The 20,025-nt window shown below is 60.9% G+C and carries 18 protein-coding genes, 2 tRNA genes and 3 other RNA genes; 13 read left to right on the top strand and 10 right to left on the bottom strand.

The genetic code is table 11. The features are described 5' to 3' along the window. Positions 1-12: 12 nt before the first annotated feature. Together sdeB and sdeA are read right to left on the bottom strand one after the other, a co-directional pair. A complete protein-coding gene (gene sdeB, locus ACJ8PE_RS19315; protein WP_442536832.1) occupies positions 13-3,156 on the bottom strand; it encodes a multidrug efflux RND transporter permease subunit SdeB in 3,144 nt (1,047 codons plus the stop codon). A gap of 24 nt (positions 3,157-3,180) precedes the next feature. Further along, a complete protein-coding gene (sdeA, locus tag ACJ8PE_RS19320) occupies positions 3,181-4,368 on the bottom strand; it encodes a multidrug efflux RND transporter periplasmic adaptor subunit SdeA (protein ID WP_197792823.1) in 1,188 nt (395 codons plus the stop codon). 297 nt (positions 4,369-4,665) lie between these two features. Between sdeA and ACJ8PE_RS19325 the strand changes: the two genes are divergently transcribed. Then, positions 4,666-5,022: a helix-turn-helix domain-containing protein gene (locus ACJ8PE_RS19325; RefSeq protein WP_033642706.1), complete on the top strand. Its 357-nt coding sequence runs from the start codon at positions 4,666-4,668 to the stop codon at positions 5,020-5,022. A 53-nt stretch (positions 5,023-5,075) separates the two neighbouring features. On the opposite strand, the gene ACJ8PE_RS19330 is transcribed toward ACJ8PE_RS19325, so the two are convergent. The 5 genes from ACJ8PE_RS19330 to ACJ8PE_RS19350 all read right to left on the bottom strand — a co-directional run bounded on the left by ACJ8PE_RS19330 (position 5,076) and on the right by ACJ8PE_RS19350 (position 6,116). Then, positions 5,076-5,193: non-coding RNA, RtT sRNA (locus ACJ8PE_RS19330), on the bottom strand. 47 nt (positions 5,194-5,240) lie between these two features. Beyond that, a non-coding RNA gene (locus ACJ8PE_RS19335) (RtT sRNA) lies at positions 5,241-5,360 on the bottom strand. 46 nt (positions 5,361-5,406) lie between these two features. After that, positions 5,407-5,526: non-coding RNA, RtT sRNA (locus ACJ8PE_RS19340), on the bottom strand. Positions 5,527-5,572: 46 nt separating this feature from the next. After that, positions 5,573-5,662, bottom strand: a tRNA-Ser gene (locus tag ACJ8PE_RS19345). 364 nt (positions 5,663-6,026) lie between these two features. After that, positions 6,027-6,116: transfer RNA gene (locus ACJ8PE_RS19350), tRNA-Ser, on the bottom strand. Positions 6,117-6,562: 446 nt separating this feature from the next. On the opposite strand from ACJ8PE_RS19350, the gene ACJ8PE_RS19355 reads away from it, so the two are divergent. The 6 genes from ACJ8PE_RS19355 (at position 6,563) to ACJ8PE_RS19380 (ending at position 13,452) form a co-directional block, all read left to right on the top strand. After that, positions 6,563-8,029, top strand: a complete 1,467-nt coding sequence (locus tag ACJ8PE_RS19355) for a peptide MFS transporter (RefSeq protein ID WP_197792863.1) — start codon at positions 6,563-6,565, stop codon at positions 8,027-8,029. 127 nt (positions 8,030-8,156) lie between these two features. Further along, a complete protein-coding gene (gene ghrA / locus ACJ8PE_RS19360; protein ID WP_046686868.1) occupies positions 8,157-9,098 on the top strand; it encodes a glyoxylate/hydroxypyruvate reductase GhrA in 942 nt (313 codons plus the stop codon). Between the two features lie 90 nt (positions 9,099-9,188). Beyond that, the gene (locus ACJ8PE_RS19365) at positions 9,189-9,926 is read left to right on the top strand and encodes a phosphatase (protein WP_197792824.1); all 738 of its coding nucleotides are present in this window, start codon (positions 9,189-9,191) and stop codon (positions 9,924-9,926) included. A gap of 42 nt (positions 9,927-9,968) precedes the next feature. Next, positions 9,969-10,547, top strand: a complete 579-nt coding sequence (locus ACJ8PE_RS19370) for a TorD/DmsD family molecular chaperone (protein WP_033642710.1) — start codon at positions 9,969-9,971, stop codon at positions 10,545-10,547. Between the two features lie 149 nt (positions 10,548-10,696). Further along, complete coding sequence (locus ACJ8PE_RS19375) at positions 10,697-11,350, top strand: tellurite resistance TerB family protein (protein WP_197792825.1); 654 nt, start codon at positions 10,697-10,699, stop codon at positions 11,348-11,350. Positions 11,351-11,418: 68 nt separating this feature from the next. Further along, positions 11,419-13,452, top strand: a complete 2,034-nt coding sequence (locus ACJ8PE_RS19380; protein WP_047026280.1) for a S9 family peptidase — start codon at positions 11,419-11,421, stop codon at positions 13,450-13,452. Between the two features lie 35 nt (positions 13,453-13,487). On the opposite strand, the gene exoX is transcribed toward ACJ8PE_RS19380, so the two are convergent. Beyond that, positions 13,488-14,156, bottom strand: coding sequence for an exodeoxyribonuclease X (gene exoX / locus ACJ8PE_RS19385; protein ID WP_197792826.1), 669 nt, complete (start codon positions 14,154-14,156; stop codon positions 13,488-13,490). A gap of 26 nt (positions 14,157-14,182) precedes the next feature. Next, on the bottom strand, positions 14,183-14,929 hold the full coding sequence (locus ACJ8PE_RS19390) for a carbon-nitrogen hydrolase family protein (RefSeq protein WP_197762140.1): 747 nt from the start codon (positions 14,927-14,929) through the stop codon (positions 14,183-14,185). Between the two features lie 369 nt (positions 14,930-15,298). Between ACJ8PE_RS19390 and dksA the strand changes: the two genes are divergently transcribed. Continuing rightward, on the top strand, positions 15,299-15,724 hold the full coding sequence (dksA, locus tag ACJ8PE_RS19395; protein WP_043141630.1) for an RNA polymerase-binding protein DksA: 426 nt from the start codon (positions 15,299-15,301) through the stop codon (positions 15,722-15,724). A 194-nt stretch (positions 15,725-15,918) separates the two neighbouring features. After that, a complete protein-coding gene (gene pip, locus ACJ8PE_RS19400) occupies positions 15,919-16,872 on the top strand; it encodes a prolyl aminopeptidase (protein ID WP_033644252.1) in 954 nt (317 codons plus the stop codon). Positions 16,873-16,903: 31 nt separating this feature from the next. On the opposite strand, the gene ACJ8PE_RS19405 is transcribed toward pip, so the two are convergent. Continuing rightward, entirely contained in the window at positions 16,904-17,134 is a 231-nt protein-coding gene (locus ACJ8PE_RS19405) for a DNA polymerase III subunit theta (RefSeq protein ID WP_033642715.1), read from the bottom strand. 344 nt (positions 17,135-17,478) lie between these two features. Between ACJ8PE_RS19405 and ftnA the strand changes: the two genes are divergently transcribed. From ftnA to ACJ8PE_RS19425, 4 genes are all read left to right on the top strand, one after another. After that, positions 17,479-17,997: a non-heme ferritin gene (gene ftnA / locus ACJ8PE_RS19410; RefSeq protein WP_033642716.1), complete on the top strand. Its 519-nt coding sequence runs from the start codon at positions 17,479-17,481 to the stop codon at positions 17,995-17,997. Between the two features lie 293 nt (positions 17,998-18,290). After that, a complete protein-coding gene (yobA, locus tag ACJ8PE_RS19415) occupies positions 18,291-18,707 on the top strand; it encodes a CopC domain-containing protein YobA (RefSeq protein WP_046686875.1) in 417 nt (138 codons plus the stop codon). Positions 18,708-18,709: 2 nt separating this feature from the next. Beyond that, a complete protein-coding gene (gene copD, locus ACJ8PE_RS19420; protein ID WP_197792828.1) occupies positions 18,710-19,591 on the top strand; it encodes a copper homeostasis membrane protein CopD in 882 nt (293 codons plus the stop codon). 69 nt (positions 19,592-19,660) lie between these two features. Beyond that, the gene (locus tag ACJ8PE_RS19425; protein ID WP_016928154.1) at positions 19,661-20,002 is read left to right on the top strand and encodes a YebY family protein; all 342 of its coding nucleotides are present in this window, start codon (positions 19,661-19,663) and stop codon (positions 20,000-20,002) included. Positions 20,003-20,025 lie beyond the last annotated feature (23 nt).

Here is a 20,025-nt window from a genome sequence, read left to right on the forward strand (position 1 = left end):
TTAAGACGAGGATTACGCCGTCTGCGGCTGCGTTTTGCGTGCCACCAGGCGACGCAGGGTGACGTAGAACACCGGCGTCAGGAACAGCCCGAACAGCGTGACCCCCAGCATGCCGGAGAACACCGTGATGCCGGTGACGCCGCGCACTTCGGCGCCGGCGCCGTGGCCGAGGATCAGCGGGATGGTGCCGGCGATGAAGGCGATGGAGGTCATCACGATCGGGCGCAACCGCAGGCGACAGGCTTCCAGCGCCGCCTCGACGATGCCTTTGCCCTGCATTTCCAGCTCGCGGGCGAACTCGACGATCAGAATAGCGTTCTTGCAGGCCAGCCCCATCAGAACGACCAACCCGACCTGCACGAACACGTTGTTGTCGCCGCCGGTCAACCACACGCCGAACAGCGCCGACAGCATGGTCATCGGCACGATCAGGATCACCGCCAGCGGCAGCGTCCAGCTTTCATACAGCGCCGCCAGCGCGAGGAACGCCAGCAGCACCGCGACCGGGAACACCACCAGCGCGGCGTTGCCCTGGGTCGATTGCTGGTAGCTCAGATCGGTCCACTGGATGTTCATGCCGTTCGGCAACAGCTTGTCGGCCATTTGCGTCAGTGCGCTCATCGCCTGGGTAGAGGAGAGGACGCGCGGATCGGCGTCGCCGATCAGGTCCGCCGCCGGGAAACCGTTGTAGCGGATCACCGGATCCGGGCCGTAGGTCGTGCCGATGCTGACCATACTGCCGATCGGCACCATTTCGCCTTTGTCGTTGCGGGTACGCAGGTTGGCGATGTCTTCCACGCTGTCGCGGAACTGGCCGTCGGCCTGCGCCATCACCTTCCAGGTGCGGCCGTAACGGTTAAAGTCGTTGATGTAAGACGAACCGAGGTAGGTCTGCAGCGTGCTGAACAGCGCATTGAGCGGCACCCCCTGGGCCTTGGCCTTGTCGCGATCGATTTTGGCGTCCAGCTGCGGCACGTTGGCCTGATAAGAGGAGATCGGGAAGCCCATGCCCGGCGTTTGCATAATGGCGCCGGACATCGTGTTGATCGCGGTCTGCAGCGCGCCGTAACCCAGCCCGCCGCGATCCTGCACGTACAGCGAATAGCCGGAACCCTGGCCGATGCCGAGGATCGGCGGCGGCATGATCGAGAAGGCGAAACCTTCCTGGATCTGAGAAATGCGCGCGTTAATCTCGGCGTTGATCTGCGCCGCGGTGCGGGTACGGGTGCTCAATGACTCCAGCGCGAAGAACACCGTGCCGGTATTGGGCGTATTGGTGAACTGCAGCGCGTTCAGGCCGGGGAAGGCCACCGCATCGGTGACGCCGTCCACGCTCAGGCCGATGGCGCTCATCTTGCGGATCACTGCATCGGTGCGCTCCAGCGAGGCGCCTTCCGGCATTTTCACGCCGCCAATCAGATACAGCTTGTCCTGCGTCGGGATAAAGCCGCCGGGCACGGTCTTGAACATCACCCCGGCGGCGACCAGCAGCAGCAGGTAGACGACGAACACTGCGCCGCGTCGGCCCAGCACGCGGGATACCCCGTGCTGATAACGCTGCGAGCCGCTGGCGAAGAAGCGGTTGAACGGCCGGAACAGCCAGCCGAACAGCCGGTCGATCAGGCGCGACGGCAGATCTTTCGGCGCGCCGTGCGGCTTCAGCAAGCGCGCCGCCAGCGCCGGCGACAGGGTCAGTGAGTTGATGGCGGAGATCACCGTCGAGATGGCGATGGTGACGGCGAACTGTTTGTAGAACTGGCCGGTAACGCCGGAGAGGAACGCCATCGGCACAAACACCGCGCACAGCACCACGGCGATGGCGATGATCGGGCCGGAGACCTCGCGCATCGCCTGGTGCGCCGCCGCCAGCGGCGACAGCCCCTCTTCGATGTTGCGCTCGACGTTCTCCACCACCACGATGGCGTCATCCACCACGATGCCGATCGCCAGCACCAGCCCGAACAGGCTAAGGGTGTTGAGCGAGAAGCCGAGCAGATACAGCGCGGCGAAGGTGCCGACTACGGAGATCGGCACCGCCAACAGGGGAATGATCGAGGCGCGCCAGGTCTGCAGGAACAGAATGACCACCAGTACCACCAGGATCACCGCTTCCAGCAGGGTGTCGACCACCGCGCGGATCGAATCGCGCACGAACACCGTCGGATCGTACGGCGATTTCCAGCTCATGCCGTCCGGGAAGCGGGTCGCCAGCTCGGCCATCTTGCCGCGCACCGCGTCCGACAGCTCGATGGCGTTGGCGCCCGGCGACTGGAAGATGCCGATGCCGACCGCATCCTTGTTATTGAGCTGGGCGCGCAGCGCGTAGCTGCCGGAACCCATTTCGATGCGCGCCACGTCGCGCAGCCGCACGATCTCGCCGTTATCACCGCTCTTGAGAATGATGTTGCCGAACTCTTCTTCGGTTTGCAGGCGGCCCTGGGCGTTGATCGACAGCAGATAGTCGCTGCGCGTCGGCATCGGCTCCGCGCCGAGCTGGCCGGCGGAGACCTGCACGTTCTGCTCCTGCATGGCGCTCACCACGTCGGAGGCGGTCAGCCCGCGCGCGGCGACCTTGTTCGGATCGAGCCAGATGCGCATTGCGTATTCGCCGGCGCCGAAGATCTGCACCTGACCGACGCCCGGCAGGCGGGCCAGTTCATCTTTGACCTTCAGGGTGGCGTAGTTGCGCAGGTACAGCGAGTCGTACTTGCCGGAAGGCGATACCAGATGCACCACCAGCGTCAGCGCCGGAGACTGTTTCTGGGTAGTGATGCCCTGGCGGCGTACGTCCTCCGGCAGGCGCGCTTCGGCCTGCGCCACGCGGTTTTGCACCTGTACCTGCGCCTGATCGGGATCGGTGCCCGGGCGGAAGGTGACGGTGGTCACCAACACGCCGTCGGAGCCGGCGACCGACTTCATGTACATCATGTTTTCGACGCCGTTGATCGCTTCTTCCAGCGGCGTCGCCACCGTTTCAGCGATCTCTTTCGGGTTGGCGCCCGGGTATTCGGCGCGTACCTGCACGCTGGGCGGCACCACGTCCGGGTACTCGCTGATCGGCAGCAGCGGAATGGCGATCACCCCGGCGACAAAAATCAGTATCGACAGCACCGCGGCGAAGATCGGCCGGTCGATGAAAAAACGGGAAAAGTCCATGGGTCAGAATTCTCTGCTGGGAGCTTAGTTAAGGGCGGAGGCGGTGGTGGTCATGGCGACGCTTTTCGCGTCGACCGGCATGCCCGGCATAAACACTTTCTGCATGCCGTCGACGATCACCCGATCGCCGTTCACCAGGCCTTTTTGCACAATGCGCAATCCTTCGGCCATCCGGCCCACGTCGATGTCGCGGCGCTGCGCCTTGCCGTCTTTATCGACGATGTAAACGAACTTGCGGTTCTGATCGGTCATCACCGCTTTGTCGTCGATCAGCATGGCGTTGAACTCGGCGCTGCCGGGCATCTGCACGCGGGCGAACAGCCCCGGCGTGAAGCGGCGATCGCGGTTGTCGAGCAGGGCGCGCATGCGGATGGTGCCGGTACCGGCGTTCAACTGGTTGTCGGTGAAGTCCACCAGCCCCTGATGCGGAGTGCCGTCTTCGCCCACCAGGCCCACCTTCACCGGCAGGCGCGCGTCGTGTCGGCCCTGCTGCTGATAGCGCAGGAAGGTCGCCTCATCCACGTCGAAATAGACGTAAACCTTATCGAGCGATACCAGCGTCGTCAGCACGCTGGCGCTGTCGCCGGCGGTGACCAGGTTGCCGGCGGTGATCATCGCGCGGCCGGCGCGCCCGTCGATCGGGGCGGTGACGCGGGTAAAGTCGAGATTAAGCTGCGCCATATCGAGCTGGGCCTGCGCCGCCAGCACGTTGCTTTGCGCCTGCGCGGCGGACGAACGGCGCTGTTCCCACACCTCTTGCGAGATGGCCTGAGTGCCGATCAGTTTCTCGGTTCGCGAAGATTCGCTGCGCGCGAGGGCTGCCTGATTGCGCGCCCGCACCAGCTCCGCCTGCGCCTGTTCGCGCGCGGCGCGGTAGGTGCGATCGTCAATGGTGAACAGCACCTGGCCTTTCTTCACCTCGTCGCCTTCGGTGTAGTTGACCCGCTCGATGTAGCCGGAAACTCGCGGGCGCAGCTGTACGCTTTGCACCGCTTCGACCCGGCCATTGAACGCATCCCACTGGCTGATCGGTTTGACCACCACGCTGGCGGCGCTGACCACCGGCGGCGGTGGCGGGGCGTTGTGCGCGACGCTGTTGTCACACCCGGCGAGCAGGGCGGCCAGCAGCGCCACCCCGGAGAGCCGCTGGCCCAGAGCGAAGGCGCGCGTGCGGCCGCCGGCGTTGAACGATGAGTTTGGTTGATTTGGCATTATTTTTATTCCGATAAGTAAGCGCTGTCTGGCCCCATACCCAGCCCTGTTTTCCGGGCTTTTCCCTTCATGCCGGCGTTCGGCGGAAGGGGCGCCGCGCCTTGTCATGGCGCAACGTTAGGTTTTGAAACATATTGGTGTCACATTAATGTATCAATATCGGTTACATTAATTGGGTGGAGTATAGAGGCGGCTTTCTGGTAAATGCAATAATAAAAATTGCATTTAAAGCGAAACTGTTGCAACGTATGCGCACTGGGCAGAGGGGGACCCTGCCGACATGATGGGAGCATCAGCATGAACACGACGGGTTTCATTACCGATTTGAAGACGTGGATCGACAACAATCTGGAAGAAAAACTGGATATCAACACCGTAGCGGACCGCGCGGGCTACTCCAAATGGCATCTGCAGCGCATGTTCAAGCGCCAGACCGGCTATGCGTTGGGGGAGTATATCCGCATGCAAAAACTGAAGGTGTCGGCGGAGCGCCTGGCCAACAGCGGCGAACCGATCGTCAGCGTGGCGATCTCGCTCGGCTTCGACTCACAGCAGTCGTTCAACCGCAGCTTCAAACGCCAGTTCGGCCAAACGCCGGGGGACTGGCGCCGCGCACTGGCGCAGCCGACGGCGGTGAGATGCACGCACCACTGAGCGGTTTGGCAGTGGGAATAAAAAAGCCTGAATTTGCGTTCGGGCTTTTTTTATGGCGGTGAGGGAGGGATTGATTCGCTGCGTTCACCCTGCGGCCGCCTTGGCGGTCCAAAACGCGGGCGTTTTGTCGAACCCTGTCGAGGGTTCTCACCCTCCCGATCGGTGCGATATACATACAAAAAAGCCTGAGCTTTCGCTCAGGCTTTCTCGTTAGAATATGGCGGTGAGGGAGGGATAGATTCGCTGCGCTCACCCTGCGGGCCGCCATTGGCGGTCCAAAACGCGGGCGTTTTGTCGAACCCTGTCGAGGATTCTCACCCTCCCGGTCGGTGCGCGATGCAAACAAAAAAGCCTGAACGCGAGTTCAGGCTTCTTCGTAGAATATGGCGGTGAGGGAGGGATAGATTCGCTACGCTCACCCTGCGGGCCGCCGTTGGCGGTCCAAAACGCGAGCGTTTTGTCGAACCCTGTTGAGGATTCTCACCCTCCCGGTCGATGCGCTATGCAAACAAAAAAGCCTGAACGCGAGTTCAGGCTTCTTCGTAGAATATGGCGGTGAGGGAGGGATTCGAACCCTCGATACACTTTCGCGTATACACACTTTCCAGGCGTGCTCCTTCAGCCACTCGGACACCTCACCATATTTTTTTGTTGCGAAATCATCGCTGCAACGGGGCGCTACTATAGGGAGTGGGGCCGATCCGGTCAAGAATAATTTCTGTGTTTTTGCTTGTCCGCTCAAGCCGTGTTCACTTTGTTGAAAACTGCGGCGAACTACACGTCAGAAGTCATGAAAGGGCGAGAAAATCAGAGAGGCGGTTCGAGGAGAACCGAGAAAAAGGGGAACCTCGGTAGCGTAAGGCGGGAGGCGTTCGCGGCGGGCCGCCGTTGGCGGTCCAAAACGCGGGCGTTTTGTCGAACCCTGTCGGGGCTTCTCACCCCTCTCGGCGGTGCACCATGCAAAAAAAAAGCCTGGACGCGAATCCAGGCTTTCTCTTTGAATTTGGCGGTGAGAGAGGGGTTCGAACCCTCGATACACTTTCGCGTATACACACTTTCCAGGCGTGCTCCTTCAGCCACTCAGACACCTCACCGTTTTGTTGCCGATAACGCCTTGCGCTGTCGACGGGCGCTAATGTAGGAGAATCTGATCTCAGCGTCAACCCTCTTATTTCATTCTCATGACTGTTTAGCCAAACTTGCAGCAATTTGCTGATTTACCGAACGATATCCTGACTCTCGGCCGCCGGCGGACAGGGCGGCAGCGAGCAAAATGCGTGAAAGCCGATTGTTTGACTTTTTTCTGTACAGATAGCTCAATATCTCGCCATTGAGGTGAGGTTGTTTGCTGTTATATGCATTAATACTGGATTATTAGTCAGATGTGTCGCTAAATGGAATCATGTCGGCGCGGCGTTTTTGGCAAGGAACATCACGTCGCCGCGCAGATTGCCGGGTGACAGGCCGGCGATACCGCAGACAGGGACAGACTCATTACATAATAATGCAGTAGAGGTTCGTTTTGACTCCTTCAGATGCCATGCCGGCGCCGCAAGCGCGCCATGCCATTCCCCCCGGCGCGGGGGCGCTGTTCTTCATCCAGATCTTCGCCACGCTGGGTTTCGCCGTGCTCTATTCCACGCTGGTGCTGTACGCCACCAAGCGATTGGGTTTCAACGAAAGCAGCGCCAATGTCATGATGGGCGTGTTCGGCGCCTTCAACTATGGCCTGCACATGTTCGGCGGCTATCTCGGCGGCCGTTTCCTCAGCAACCGCAACCTGTTCGTGCTCGGTATGGTGCTGCAGGTGTTCGGCTGCGCGCTGATTGCCGTCGCGGGCGTGTGGGGGTTGTACTGGGGGCTGGCGATGTTCCTGACCGGCAGCGGCCTCAACGTGACCTGCATCAATATGATGCTCACCCAGCGTTTCAAACCGGACGATGATCGGCGCGAATCGGCGTTCCTGTGGAATTACGCCGGCATGAACCTCGGGTTCTTCGTTGGCTTTACCGTGGCCGGGTATTTCCAACTGACGGAAAATTATCGCGCGCTGTTCCTGTTCGCCACGCTGGGCAACGCGGCGGCGATCATCGTCGCCGTCTGTCGCTGGCGCATTCTGGCCGATCTCAATACGCCGCTCCACGACGCCAGCCGCAGCCAATACCGCTGGCGCATGCTGGTCGGGTTGGCGGTGCTGGTGGCGCTGGTGCCGATTATCCGCGTGATGCTGACCCATGCCGAGTTCAGCGGCCATTTCGTGATCGTGCTCGGCGCGCTGATCTTCCTGATGCTGTGCGTCGTGACGCTGCGCCACCATCCGCGCGATGAGCGCCGCAGAATGGCGGCCTATCTGATCCTGGCGCTGGGGTCGCTGGTGTTCTGGGCACTGTATCAGCTGGCGCCGATGGGGCTGATGCTGTTCTCCGAGCACAACATCAATCTGAACGTTTACGGCATTCAGGTGGCACCGCAGTGGATCCAGAACATCAACACGCTGGTGATCGTGGTGGGCGGCCCGCTGCTGGCCTGGTGGTTCAACCGCCTGCGCGCCCGCGGCTGCAACATCGACATTCCGCTGCAGTTCTCCGGATCGCTGTTTTGCATCGGGCTCGGCATGCTGGTATTGCCGCTGGGCATCAGCATGGCGGGCGGCGACGGGCTGGTGGCGTTTAAATGGATCGTCATCAGCTATGTGCTGCAAAGCGTCGGTGAATTGATGATCTCGCCGATCGGTTACGCGATGATCGGCAAGCTGGCGCCGCCGCGCTATCAGGGCGTGATGATGGGCTGCTGGATGATGGTGACCGGCGTCGCTTCGGTGTTGGCGGGCTACGTATCCGGCTTGATGCCGGAAAACAGCGGCAGTACGCCGCTGCAAACCAATCCCGGCTACAGCGAAATCTTCAGCGCGCTGGGCTGGGGGGCGACGGGCGTCGGCGTGGCGATGCTGATTTTAATTCCGCTGTTGCGGCGTCTTATCCGGCGCGACGGCGCGTCTGCCGCCTGATTTTGCGCACATGCACAACAGCCCCACTGGTCGGGGCTGTTTTTATTTTGGGCTTTAACGCTTGCATCCGGCGATGAATCGCGGAAGGCTGAAGGAAAACCAATAAAAACAAACGGGAGCCCGCAGTATGAACATCATCTATTACCATCCCTTATTTAACGCCCAGGAATGGCTGACCGGCATCAAGCAACGCCTGCCGCAGGCCGAGATCCGCGAATGGCAGCGCGGCGACGAGCGGCCGGCGGATTACGCGCTGGTATGGCGCCCGCCGCACGAGATGTTAGCCAACCGCCGCGATCTGAAAGCGGTGTTCGCCCTCGGCGCCGGCGTCGACGCCATTCTCGATCAGGAGCGCAAACACCCCGGCACGCTGCCCGCCGGCGTGCCGCTGCTGCGGCTGGAGGATACCGGCATGGCGCAGCAGATGCAGGAATATGCGCTGAGCTATGTACTGCGCTATTTCCGCCGTTTCGACGAGTATCAGGCGTTGCAGCAGCGGCAGGAATGGCAACCGCTCGATCCGCACTCGCTGGATGATTTCACCATCGGCATCCTTGGCGCCGGCGTGCTGGGGCAGAGCGTGGCGCGCAAGCTGACCGAGTTTGGCTTTAGCGTGCGCTGCTGGAGCCGCAGCGCCAAACAGATTGACGGCGTGCAAAGCTTCGCCGGGGAGGCTCAGCGCGCGGCCTTCCTCGACGGCGTCAAACTGCTGATCAACCTGCTGCCCAATACGCCGGAGACCGTCGGCATCCTCAACCGCGAGCTGTTCGCGCAGTTGAGCGCGGGCGCCTATCTCATCAACATCGCGCGCGGCGCGCACCTGGTGGAAGCCGATCTGCTGGCGGCGCTGGAGCAGGGGCAACTGGCCGCCGCCACGCTGGACGTGTTCGCCCGCGAGCCGCTGCCGCAGGATCACCCGTTCTGGCGTCATCCGCGTGTCACCATTACCCCGCATATTGCTGCCATCACGTTGCCGCAGCAGGCGATGGATCAGATCGCCGCCAACATTCGCGCGCTGGAGGCGGGGCATACCCCTGCCGGCGTGGTCGACAGGCAACGGGGGTACTGATCCTTCAGCCGCCGTTCGGTAACTGATAAGCTGACACCGTCATCGCGCCCGCCCGCACCGCTGCGGGCAGGCCCTCTGGAAGGAGAAACAATGTATCCCGTTGATTTGCATATGCACACCGTCGCCAGCACGCACGCTTACAGCACGCTGTACGATTACATCGCCGAAGCCCGGCAGAAGGGCATCCAGCTGTTCGCCATCACCGATCACGGCCCGGACATGGCCGATGCGCCGCACTACTGGCACTTTATGAACATGCACGTTTGGCCGCGCCGGGTGAACGGCGTGGGCATTTTGCGCGGTATCGAAGCCAACATCAAAAACCTGCAGGGCGACATCGACTGCACCGGCCCGATGCTGACGGCCACCGACGTGATCATCGCCGGTTTCCATGAGCCGGTGTTTGCGCCGCAGGATAAAGCGTCCAATACTGAAGCGATGATCGCCGCGATGGCGCAGGGAGACGTGCATATCATCAGCCACCCCGGCAACCCGCGTTACCCGATCGACATTCCCGCCGTCGCGGCGGCGGCGGCCAAATACGAGGTGGCGCTGGAGCTGAATAACTCGTCGTTCACCCACTCCCGCAAGGGCAGCGAGGCCAACTGTCGGGCGATCGCCGCCGCGGTGCGCGACGCCGGCGGCTGGCTGGCGCTGGGCTCGGATTCGCACGTCGCCTTTTCGCTGGGTAACTTTGAGCACTGCGAGCGCATTATCGAAGAGGTGGGCTTCCCGCAGGAGCGCATTCTCAACGTCAGCCCGCGCCGACTGCTGGATTTTCTCGAGCGGCGCGGCAAGCCGGCGATTGCGGAATTGGCCGATTTGTGACATCGTCCCGGCAAAATTTTCCGTATTGAATAAGGCTTTATCATGAATGAGTTTTCGATTGTCTGCCGCGTGCTGGGTACGCTGTTCTACCGCCAGCCGCAGGATCCGCTGTTGGTGCCGCTGTTCGCGCTGATTAAAGAGGGCAAGCTGCAGCAGCACTGGCCGCTGGAGCAGGATGACCTGCTCAAGCGCCTGCAGCAGGGCGGCGACGTCAACCAACTGGCGACCGACTTCAATGCGATGTTCGTCGGCAGCGAATGCAGCGTGCCGCCGTTCCGCTCCGACTATGTCGAAGGCGCAAGCGAGGCTGAAGTGCGCGCCTTCCTGCAGCAGCGCGGCATGCCGCTGGCTGAGGCGCCGGCCGACCATTTCGGCCAGCTGCTGCTGGCGGCGTCCTGGCTGGAAGATCAGTCGCAGGAAGATGAAGCGCAGGCGCAGATCGCGCTGTTCGACGAGTTCCTGCTGCCGTGGTGCGGCCGCTTCCTCGGCAAAGTGGAAGCGCACGCCACCACCGGTTTCTACCGCACGCTGGCGCTGATGACCCGCGACGCCCTCCAGGCGATGCGCGACGAGCTGGCCGAGTACGAGCAGGACGATGAAGCGGGCGACGAAGACGCGTAACGCCGCAGCCATCCAGGCGGGCCGCCCGGCCCGCTAAACACAGGTTTGCATCCCCCAGACGTAAATTGACAAAAGATCCCCTAATCTGGCGGTTTACCGTCGGTTCGGCCGCGCTTGCGCGCCGCGTTTTCTCACGCAAGGGGTAGATGATGAAAAGTAACTGGATGCAGCAGATTCAAACGTTGATCGGGCAGAAGGCCGGCGCGATGGGCGGGGCAGAAGGCATCGGCAAACTGCTGGCGCCCACGGCGCTGGGCGGCCTGGTCGGTGTGCTGTTGGCCAACAAATCTTCGCGCAAGCTGGTGGGTAAGTTCGGCAAGAATGCGCTGATTATCGGCGGCAGCGCGGCGGTGGGCGCGGTGCTGTGGAACAAGTACAAGCAGCGGCTGAAAGAGACCCATCAGGACGAACCGCAGTTCGGTTTGCAAACCACGCCGGTGGATCTGCGCGCCAAGCGTTTAGTGCAGGCGCTGGTGTTCGCCGCCAAAAGCGACGGCCATATCGATGCCGACGAGCAGCGCGCCATCGATCACAGCCTGGCGCAGCTGCAGGTGGGGGAAGAGGCGCAGGGCTGGGTGCAGGAAGCGCTCGACCAGCCGCTCAACCCGGCGTTAATCGCCCGCAGCGTGCAAAACGAAGACGAGGCGCTGGAGGTTTATTACCTGAGTTGCCTGGTGATCGACGTCGATCACTTTATGGAGCGCGGCTATCTTGATGCGCTGGCGCAGGCGCTGAAGATCCCGGCGGACGTCAAGCAGGGCATCGAGAGCGACGTCAACGAGAAAAAGCGCGAGCTGGCATAGCGCCGCTTGGCAAGCCGGGGGGAATCGTGTCACTCTTGCCGCAATCTATGTAAGCGGATGATTTAGCAATGATGACCCCACCGAAAGCGGAAAAACGGCCTTATCCCATCACTATCCACGGCGATACGCGCGTGGATGACTACTACTGGCTGCGCGACGATGAGCGCGCAGACCGTCAGGTGCTGGACTACCTGCAGGCGGAGAACGCCTACACCGATGCGATGTTGAAGCCGCAGCAGGCGCTGCGCGAAGCCCTGTACGAAGAGATGGTGGCGCGCATCCCGCAGCAGGAACATTCGGTGCCTTACGTGCGCCACGGCTATCGCTATCAGACGCGCTATGAGCCGGGCAACGAATACGCGATTTATGTGCGCCAGCCGCAGGCCGAGAGCGAGCAGTGGGATGTGCTTATCGACGGCAACCAACGCGCCGAGAACCACGAGTTTTACACCCTGGGCGGGCTGGACGTCAGCCCCGACAATCAGCGTCTGGGGGTGGCGGAGGATTTCCTGTCGCGCCGCCAGTATGACATTCGTTTCAAGAACCTGGCCGACGGCAGCTGGGCCGACGAAGTGCTGGAAAACACCTCCGGCAGCTTCGAGTGGGCCAACGATTCCTCGACGGTGTACTACGTGCGCAAGCACGCCAAGACGCTGTTGCCGTATCAGGTTTATCGCCACGTAGTCGGCAGCGATCCGCAGCAGGACGAGCTGATTTACGAAGAGCAGGACGATACCTTCTACGTCGGGCTGGAGAAGACCACCTCCGAGCGCTTTATTCTGATCCACCTGAGCAGCACCACCACCTCGGAGATCCTGCTGCTGGATGCCGATCGGGCGGATGCCAAGCCGCAGCTGTTCGTGCCGCGGCGCAAGGATCACGAGTACGCCATCGATCACTATCACCAGCATTTCTATATCCGCTCCAACAAGGACGGCAAGAACTTCGGCCTGTACCAGAGCGAGCAGGCGGACGAAGCGCAGTGGCAGACGCTGATCGCCCCGCGCGCCGACGTGATGCTGGAGGGCTTCAGCCTGTTCCGTGATTGGTTGGTGGTCGAAGAGCGCAATGCCGGCCTGACGCTGCTGCGCCAGATCCACTGGCAAAGCGGCGAAGAGAAGCGCATCGCCTTCGACGATCCGACTTACACCACCTGGCTGGCGTATAACCCGGATCCGGAAACCGCGCTGCTGCGCTACGGCTATTCGTCGATGACCACCCCGACCACGCTGTACGAGCTGAACATGGACAGCGGCGAGCGGACGATGCTCAAACAGCAGGAAGTGAAGAATTTCACGCCGGACAACTACCGCAGCGAGCGGGTGTGGGTGAAGGCGCGCGACGGCGTCGAGGTGCCGGTTTCGCTGGTGTATCGCCAGGACAGCTTCCAGCGCGGCGCCAACCCGCTGATGGTGTATGGCTACGGCTCTTACGGCAGCAGCATGGATCCAGCGTTCAGCGCCAGCCGCCTGAGCCTGCTGGATCGCGGTGTCGTGTTCGCGTTGGCGCACATTCGCGGCGGCGGCGAGCTGGGGCAGCTGTGGTATGAAGACGGCAAGTTGTTCAACAAGCAGAACACCTTCAACGACTTTATCGACGTGACCGAAACGCTGGTCGCCCAAGGGTACGGCGACGGCAAGCGAGTGTTCGCGATGGGCGGCAGCGCGGGCGGCCTGCTGATGGGCGCGGTGATCAACCAGGCGCCGCAGCTGTTCCACGGCGTGGTGGCGCAGGTGCCGTTCGTCGACGTGGTGACCACCATGCTGGATGAGTCCATTCCGCTGACCACCGGCGAATACGACGAGTGGGGCAACCCGAACGAGCAGGCCTATTACGACTACATCAAGCAGTACAGCCCGTACGATCAGGTGAAAGCGCAGGAGTACCCGCATCTGCTGGTGACCACCGGCCTGCACGATTCGCAGGTGCAGTATTGGGAGCCGGCCAAGTGGGTGGCCAAGCTGCGCGAGCTGAAAACCGACGATCGACAGCTGCTGCTGTATACCGACATGGATGCCGGCCACGGCGGCAAATCCGGCCGCTTCAAGGCCTATGAGGATATTGCGTTGGAGTACGCCTTCATTCTGGCGCTGGCGGAATAACGGCGTGCGGCGGGCGGCCTGCGCCGCCCGCTGTGTTAGCCAATCAGATAGTATTTCAGCGTGTGTTTCATGTCCGGGCTCAGATCGTCGATGGATTTCAGCATCCAGCGCAGATAGCCAGGATCTTCCTGGGCGATGCGATCGATCTCCTGCCCGCGATATTTGCCGAACTTGAACTTCTTCAGCAGCACCGGCTGTTCGGTGATCTGCACCATTTGCTCCGGCGTCCAGCCCGAATCTTTGATGATGCGTTGCAGCAGCGCGGCGGTCACGTAGCAGTCATACAGCGCGCGGTGCGGGTACAGCGTGGCGTCTGCCGGCAGCTGCACGTCCAGATTCAGCGCGTAGCGCAGATACTGGTTGCCGTACTTGATGTCCGGATACAGCGTACGCGCCAGCTTGAGGGTGCAGATCCAGGCGCCGTTCATCTCCGGCAACACCCCGCGATCAAAGGCGGCGTTGTGCGCCACATAGTAGGAGCTGCCCTGATAGCGGCCGATCGCCACCGCAATGCGCGGTTTGCCTTCCACCATCTGTTCGGTGATGTGATGAATCGCCATCGCGTCGAGGCTGATGGGGCGGTCCGGGCTGATCAGGTCGCTCATCGGGTTGGTCAATTGGCCGTCGAGCAGATCGAGGGAGGCCACTTCCACCACGCCGCCGTCCAGCCCGCAGGTCTCGGTATCTATTACGCGTAACGTCATGCTTTCCTCCGCGTTGCCGTCAGGTTTCAGCTTAACCGGCACAGGCGGCCGTGCCAACCGTCGCGGGTCTTGTCGGCGATGATAAGACCAGGGGCGTCATCCGGCGCGGCAACCAAAAGCGCTCCCGTTTCATTCCAGATGGCGCTGCGGCCTGCCGGGATCCAGCCTCCGGTCGGCGCCGCATGGTTGGCCATCAGCGTGACCATGCCATAACGACGGGCATAGCCTGCCAGCGCGGCGCTGTCTTTCGCGTAACCGGCTTCAGATACCAGCACGCCGGCGGCATAAATCTGCGCACCCGCCAGCGCGGCGGCGCTTGCGTGGCCGGGTTGCGAGGTGTCGGCGCAGATAGCCAGCGCGATGCGTTGCCGATGTATTTCCAGCAGCGTGCCGCCATTACCGGGCAAGAACCGTTGTTGTTCCGCGCCGTGCAGATGTTGCTTGGTATAGGCGGCCACCGCGCCGTTGGGGTGAAAGATCAAGGCGGCGATATGCAGCGCCTGGCCGCTGCGCAAGGGCGCGCCGACGATGATCGTCATCTGATGCGATTGCGCCGCCGCAGCGAGCGGTTGCAGACGCGGATCGTCCAGCGTCAGCGCCAGTTCGGCGGCATCGGTCAGCTCATAGCCGCTTAGCGACAGTTCGGGAAAAACCAGCAGTTGCACCTGCTGTTCGGCTGCCTGCGCGACAAATTCAAGGTGACGTTCAAGGTTGCAGGCGATATTGGCCGCAGCGGCGGGGTATTGGGCTGCGGCGAGGGTAAAGCACGGCATTGGCCATCTCTCCAGTGAGGCAATAAAAAACCCGCCTTGGCGGGTTTAATGACGGATGGAAGGACGCTTACTCACCAGACGGATGCGCTTTTTTGGCGCGTTTCTCCGCACGTTTCTCTGCTGGGGTTTTCAACGGCTTCTTCTTCGCATTTTTTTTGCTATCCATTCCCTTACTCATGATGGCCTCTCGTTACCTATGATTGGGTGGCTTGCTCAGCCATTAACCGCCTAAAGCCGACAGGATGCAAGCGACAAAGTGCAAGTAGTATGTAACCGGCTGTTTGCACTTGAAATTTTGTTTTTGGATGACCGGGTGCTTAAAATGATTATTATGTTATAATATTACACTTTTAGGGTTCGGAGAACGCAATGACAGTGATGACATTACCGGATGCGCAGCAACTGCTGGCCATGCCGGATTCTGATTACATGAACTCGGTTCAACGGGCTTTTTTCCGCCAGCTGCTGCAGGATGAGCGGCAAAAACTGCTGTTGCACATCGATGAGCTGAAGAAGGCGATCGACAGCGGCGAAGCGACGGGCGATGAAGCTGACAAGGCGGCGCGCGAAGAAGAGCTGCGCCTGTTGTTCCGCCAGTTGGATCGCGAAAGCCGCCTGCTGCCGAAAATCGATGCGGCGCTGGCGCGGTTGCAGAACGGCGAATACGGCTACTGCCGGGAAACCGGCGAACCCATCGGCTTGGCACGCCTGCTGCTGCGCCCGACGGCGGAACTGAGCATCGAGGCGAAAACCGCACAGGAGATGCGCGAGCCGCATATGCGTAAAGGTGGCTAATTGAGTCCCGCCGGGGGGCGAATGTGTCCCTCAACCGATCGGGCCTGTGGGCATTTTGCAGGCGGGTCGTTGCGATTTTGAGCAAACGCGCGCCGAGTTCCCGGCGCGCGTTCGAGTTTTCAGGTTTTACCGTTGACCTGCCGGGCGGCTTCCGCTTTGATGAAAGCATGACTCACAGAGAGACGGAAAGCGCCATGGAACAATTACGAGGTTTGTACCCGCCGTTAGCGGCATACGACAGCGGTTGGCTGGACACTGGGGATGGCCACCGGATCTACTGGGAGCTGAGCGGCAACCCGAACGGTAAACCGGCGGTCTTCATTCATGGCGGGCCGGGCGGCGGCATCTCTGCGCATCATCGCCAGCTGTTCGATCCCGAGCGCTACAAGGTATTGCTGTTCGATCAGCGCGGCTGTGGCCGCTCCCGTCCGCACGCCAGTCTGGACAACAACACCACCTGGCATTTGGTGGCCGATATCGAGCGGCTGCGCGAAATGGCCGGCGTCGAGCAGTGGCTGGTGTTCGGCGGCTCCTGGGGATCTACGCTGGCGCTCGCCTATGCGCAGACCCACCCGGAGCGCGTCAGTGAAATGGTGCTGCGCGGCATCTTTACCCTGCGCAAGCAGGAGCTGCATTGGTATTACCAGGACGGCGCTTCGCGCTTCTTCCCGGACAAGTGGGAGCGCGTGCTGTCCATTCTGTCGGATGACGAGCGCAAAGACGTGATTGCCGCCTATCGGCAGCGGCTGACTTCAGCCGATCCGCAGGTGCAGCTCGAAGCGGCCAAACTGTGGAGCGTGTGGGAAGGGGAAACGGTGACGCTGTTGCCAAGCCGTGAATCCGCTTCGTTCGGCGAGGATGATTTCGCGCTGGCGTTCGCCCGCATTGAAAACCACTACTTCACGCATTTGGGGTTCCTGGAGAGCGATGACCAACTGCTGCGCAACGTGCCGCTGATCCGCCATATCCCGGCGGTGATCGTCCACGGCCGCTATGACATGGCCTGCCAGGTGCAGAACGCCTGGGATCTGGCCAAGGCCTGGCCGGAGGCGGAGCTGCATATCGTGGAAGGGGCGGGGCATTCGTTTGATGAACCGGGCATTTTGCACCAGCTGATGATCGCCACCGACCGGTTCGCCGGCAAGTGACACGAAAAACCCGCCGTAACGGCGGGTTTTGTTATTTGGCCTTCGGTTCGTAAGGCAGACGCGAAAACTTGTGGGATTCCGCGCGGTAGTGCGCCACGCGCTCGCGAAAATAGTCGCGCAGCGGCTCCGGCTGCTCGCGCTCCACCACTTCCGGGATCACCGGCATGTTGTAACGCTCTTTGTACGCCACGCCTGAGGCGGCGAGATCCACGTTCACCCGGTCCATCTCTTCTTTAGACAGCTCGGCCAGATTGTAACCCACGCTATGCTCCTTACTTACTTTGCCGCTTTGAACCTGCGCAGAAGGTAATCCACCCGGCGGCGCTTGGCAAGCCCGTTGCGCCGCGGCGGCGGGCGATATTTATCCAAGAGTAATGCAATCTATTTATTCTTTTAAATAAGAATGATTCGCTTTATGATTAAAATAAAAGATCTAAATAATTCTCATGTTAATTACCAATAATTTTATGATATTTTAACTTATTGATATAATTTGTTTTTGTAATTGATTTGGTTTGAATGTAAATAAGGTGTTTTTATTTTTACGGCGACAGGGCATAATGCGCGGAAATTAAATTCATGACCTGCAAAATAAAAGGAATGATTATGCTGACGCAAGAAATGACTCAAAAGCTGAATGAGCAACTGAATCTGGAGTTCTACTCCGCCAACCTGTATCTGCAGATGAGCGCATGGTGCAGCGACAAAGGCTTTGAAGGCGCCGCCGCATTTCTTAAAGAGCACTCTCAGGAAGAGATGCAGCATATGCAACGTCTGTTCGACTACCTGAGCGATACCGGCTCTCTGCCGCTGCTGGGCACCATCGCGGCCCCGCCGGTGGCGTTTGAGTCGCTGGCGGACGTGTTCGAACAGACCTACGAACACGAGAAGCTGATCACCCGTCAGATCAACGAGCTGGCGCACGCGGCAATGTCCTCTCACGATTACTCCACCTTCAACTTCCTGCAATGGTACGTGGCGGAGCAGCACGAAGAAGAGAAACTGTTCAAATCCGTGCTGGATAAGCTGGCGCTGGTGGGCACCAGCGGCAAAGGCCTGTTCTTCATCGACAAAGACCTGAAGAAAATGGGCGCGATGGGCCAGGGCGGCAACGGCCAGGCCTGATCCCTGACTGAACATTGAAAAACCGCGCGCGGGGCAAACCCGACGCGCGGTTTTTTTTACCCTGCGTTTATCGCGGTTATGCGGCGATACGTGCTGCCGGATCGCAAAATGCCAGTGATGCGCTCGACTTGCTGAGGCGTGCTCGTTATGATTTACCGCGATACGCTACAGGGATGGTAGAGTCAAAACAGCGGGTTAGCCGATACAACCCGTTTTTCTGTTTACCCGTGGCGCAATCATTTGCGGTGGGTTGGGGCCGCTGATACATCGCCTTGGCTGTGGCCTTAACCCTTATGACCCTCTTTATATTGTTAAGGGATACCACTGTGATCGGTAAAATTCGTTCCTCCTGTCGCCTGCTTTCCACCGTTTTCGTCCTGTTCGTTGGCCTGTCTTCACAGCAAGCCTTGGCGCACGCTCACCTGAAAGTGGAAACGCCGAAGGCCGACGCCAGCGTCAGCCCGGCGCCGAAGGCGCTGACTCTCAGCTTCTCCGAAGGCATCGAGCCGAACTTCAGCGGCGTGAAAATCACCGGCCCGGATAACGCCGTGGTGAAAACCGGCAAGCTGCAGCTCGATCCGAACAACAACACCCAGGTCAACGTGCCGATCGAAGGCGAGCTGAGCGCGGGCAAATACAACGTCAGCTGGCATGTGGTTTCGGTCGACGGGCATAAAACCAAAGGCCAGTACAGCTTCACCGTAAACTGATCGTGAGTTTGGCGACCCTGTTCGTTCTGTGTCGCTTGGTGCACTTTGCGGCGGTGATGCTGATGTTTGGCATCAGTCTGTTCACCGCCTTATTGGCACCGCAGCGCCTTTCCCCGATCCTCTCCCGCGATGTGCGTCCGCTGCTGCTTGCCGGCACCTGGATTGCCGGGCTTTCCGCCGTGGCGCTGCTGGCCATTCAGGCCGGGCAGATGGGCGACGGTTGGCAAGACGCCTGGCGGCTGGAGGTTTGGTGGGCGGTGCTCGGCACCACCTTCGGCGAAGTGTGGCGCTGGCATCTGGGCCTGTCGCTGCTGGCGATCCTGAGCCTGCTGCTGCCGGAACGGTCGCGCGCGCAGGCGTTGGCGCTGTGTTCGGCGCTGCTGCTGGTGAGCCTGGCGTTTATCGGCCACGCGGCGATGCACGAAGGCACGCTGGGTGCGCTGCACCGCGCCAACCATGCGGCGCACCTGCTGGCCGCCGGTTACTGGTTCGGCAGCCTGGCGCCGCTGCTGGTTTGCCTGCGCTACCTGCAGCCGCCGCAGTGGCGCAGCGACGCCATCACCACGCTGATCCGTTTCTCGCGCTGGGGGCACCTGGCGGTGGCGGCGGTGATCGTCACCGGCATCGTCAACAGCCTGATCATACTCGGCGGTTGGCCGCTTAATCTCAGCTCGCCTTATCAGCGCCTGCTGCTGATCAAAACCGCGCTGGTGGCGCTGATGGTGATGGTGGCGCTGGCCAATCGCTACGCCATCGTGCCGGCGATGAGCCGCGTACCGGCGCTGGCGCAGCGCGGGGTGGTGCTGGCCTGCTGGCTCGAAGTCGGGCTGGGGATGGCGGTGCTGCTGCTGGTCAGTTTATTTGCAACCTATGCGCCGGTTTGACATTTCAGCTTGCCGCAGGCCGGCAAGCTGCGGGAAAATCGACGCGAATAGCAACCTTAAGGCCATCACATGAAATCGGTATTACTCGGCATTACGCTGCTGGCAACCGCGACCGGCGCGCTGGCGGCAGACAAACTGGTTAACATCACCAAACTGGAGTACGGCAAACAGTGGGCGTTCACCAAGGAAGAGGTGACGCTGCAGTGCCGCAGCGGCGGCGCGCTGTTCGTGCTGAATAACAGCACCCTGATGCAATACCCGCTCAACGACGCGGCGGAGCAGCAGGTGAAGAAGGGCCATCAGCGCGCGCAACCGCTGGACGTGATCCTGCTGGACGATCCCGCTGAACCGGGGAAGAAAATGAGCATGGCGCCGTTTATCGAACGCGCCGAGAAGCTGTGCGCTGACTAACCGCTTGTTTGCCAACGCCTTGC

It is taken from the genome of Serratia sp. CY74737 (assembly GCF_052166775.1).
GTDB classification, from domain to species: domain Bacteria; phylum Pseudomonadota; class Gammaproteobacteria; order Enterobacterales; family Enterobacteriaceae; genus Serratia; species Serratia ureilytica.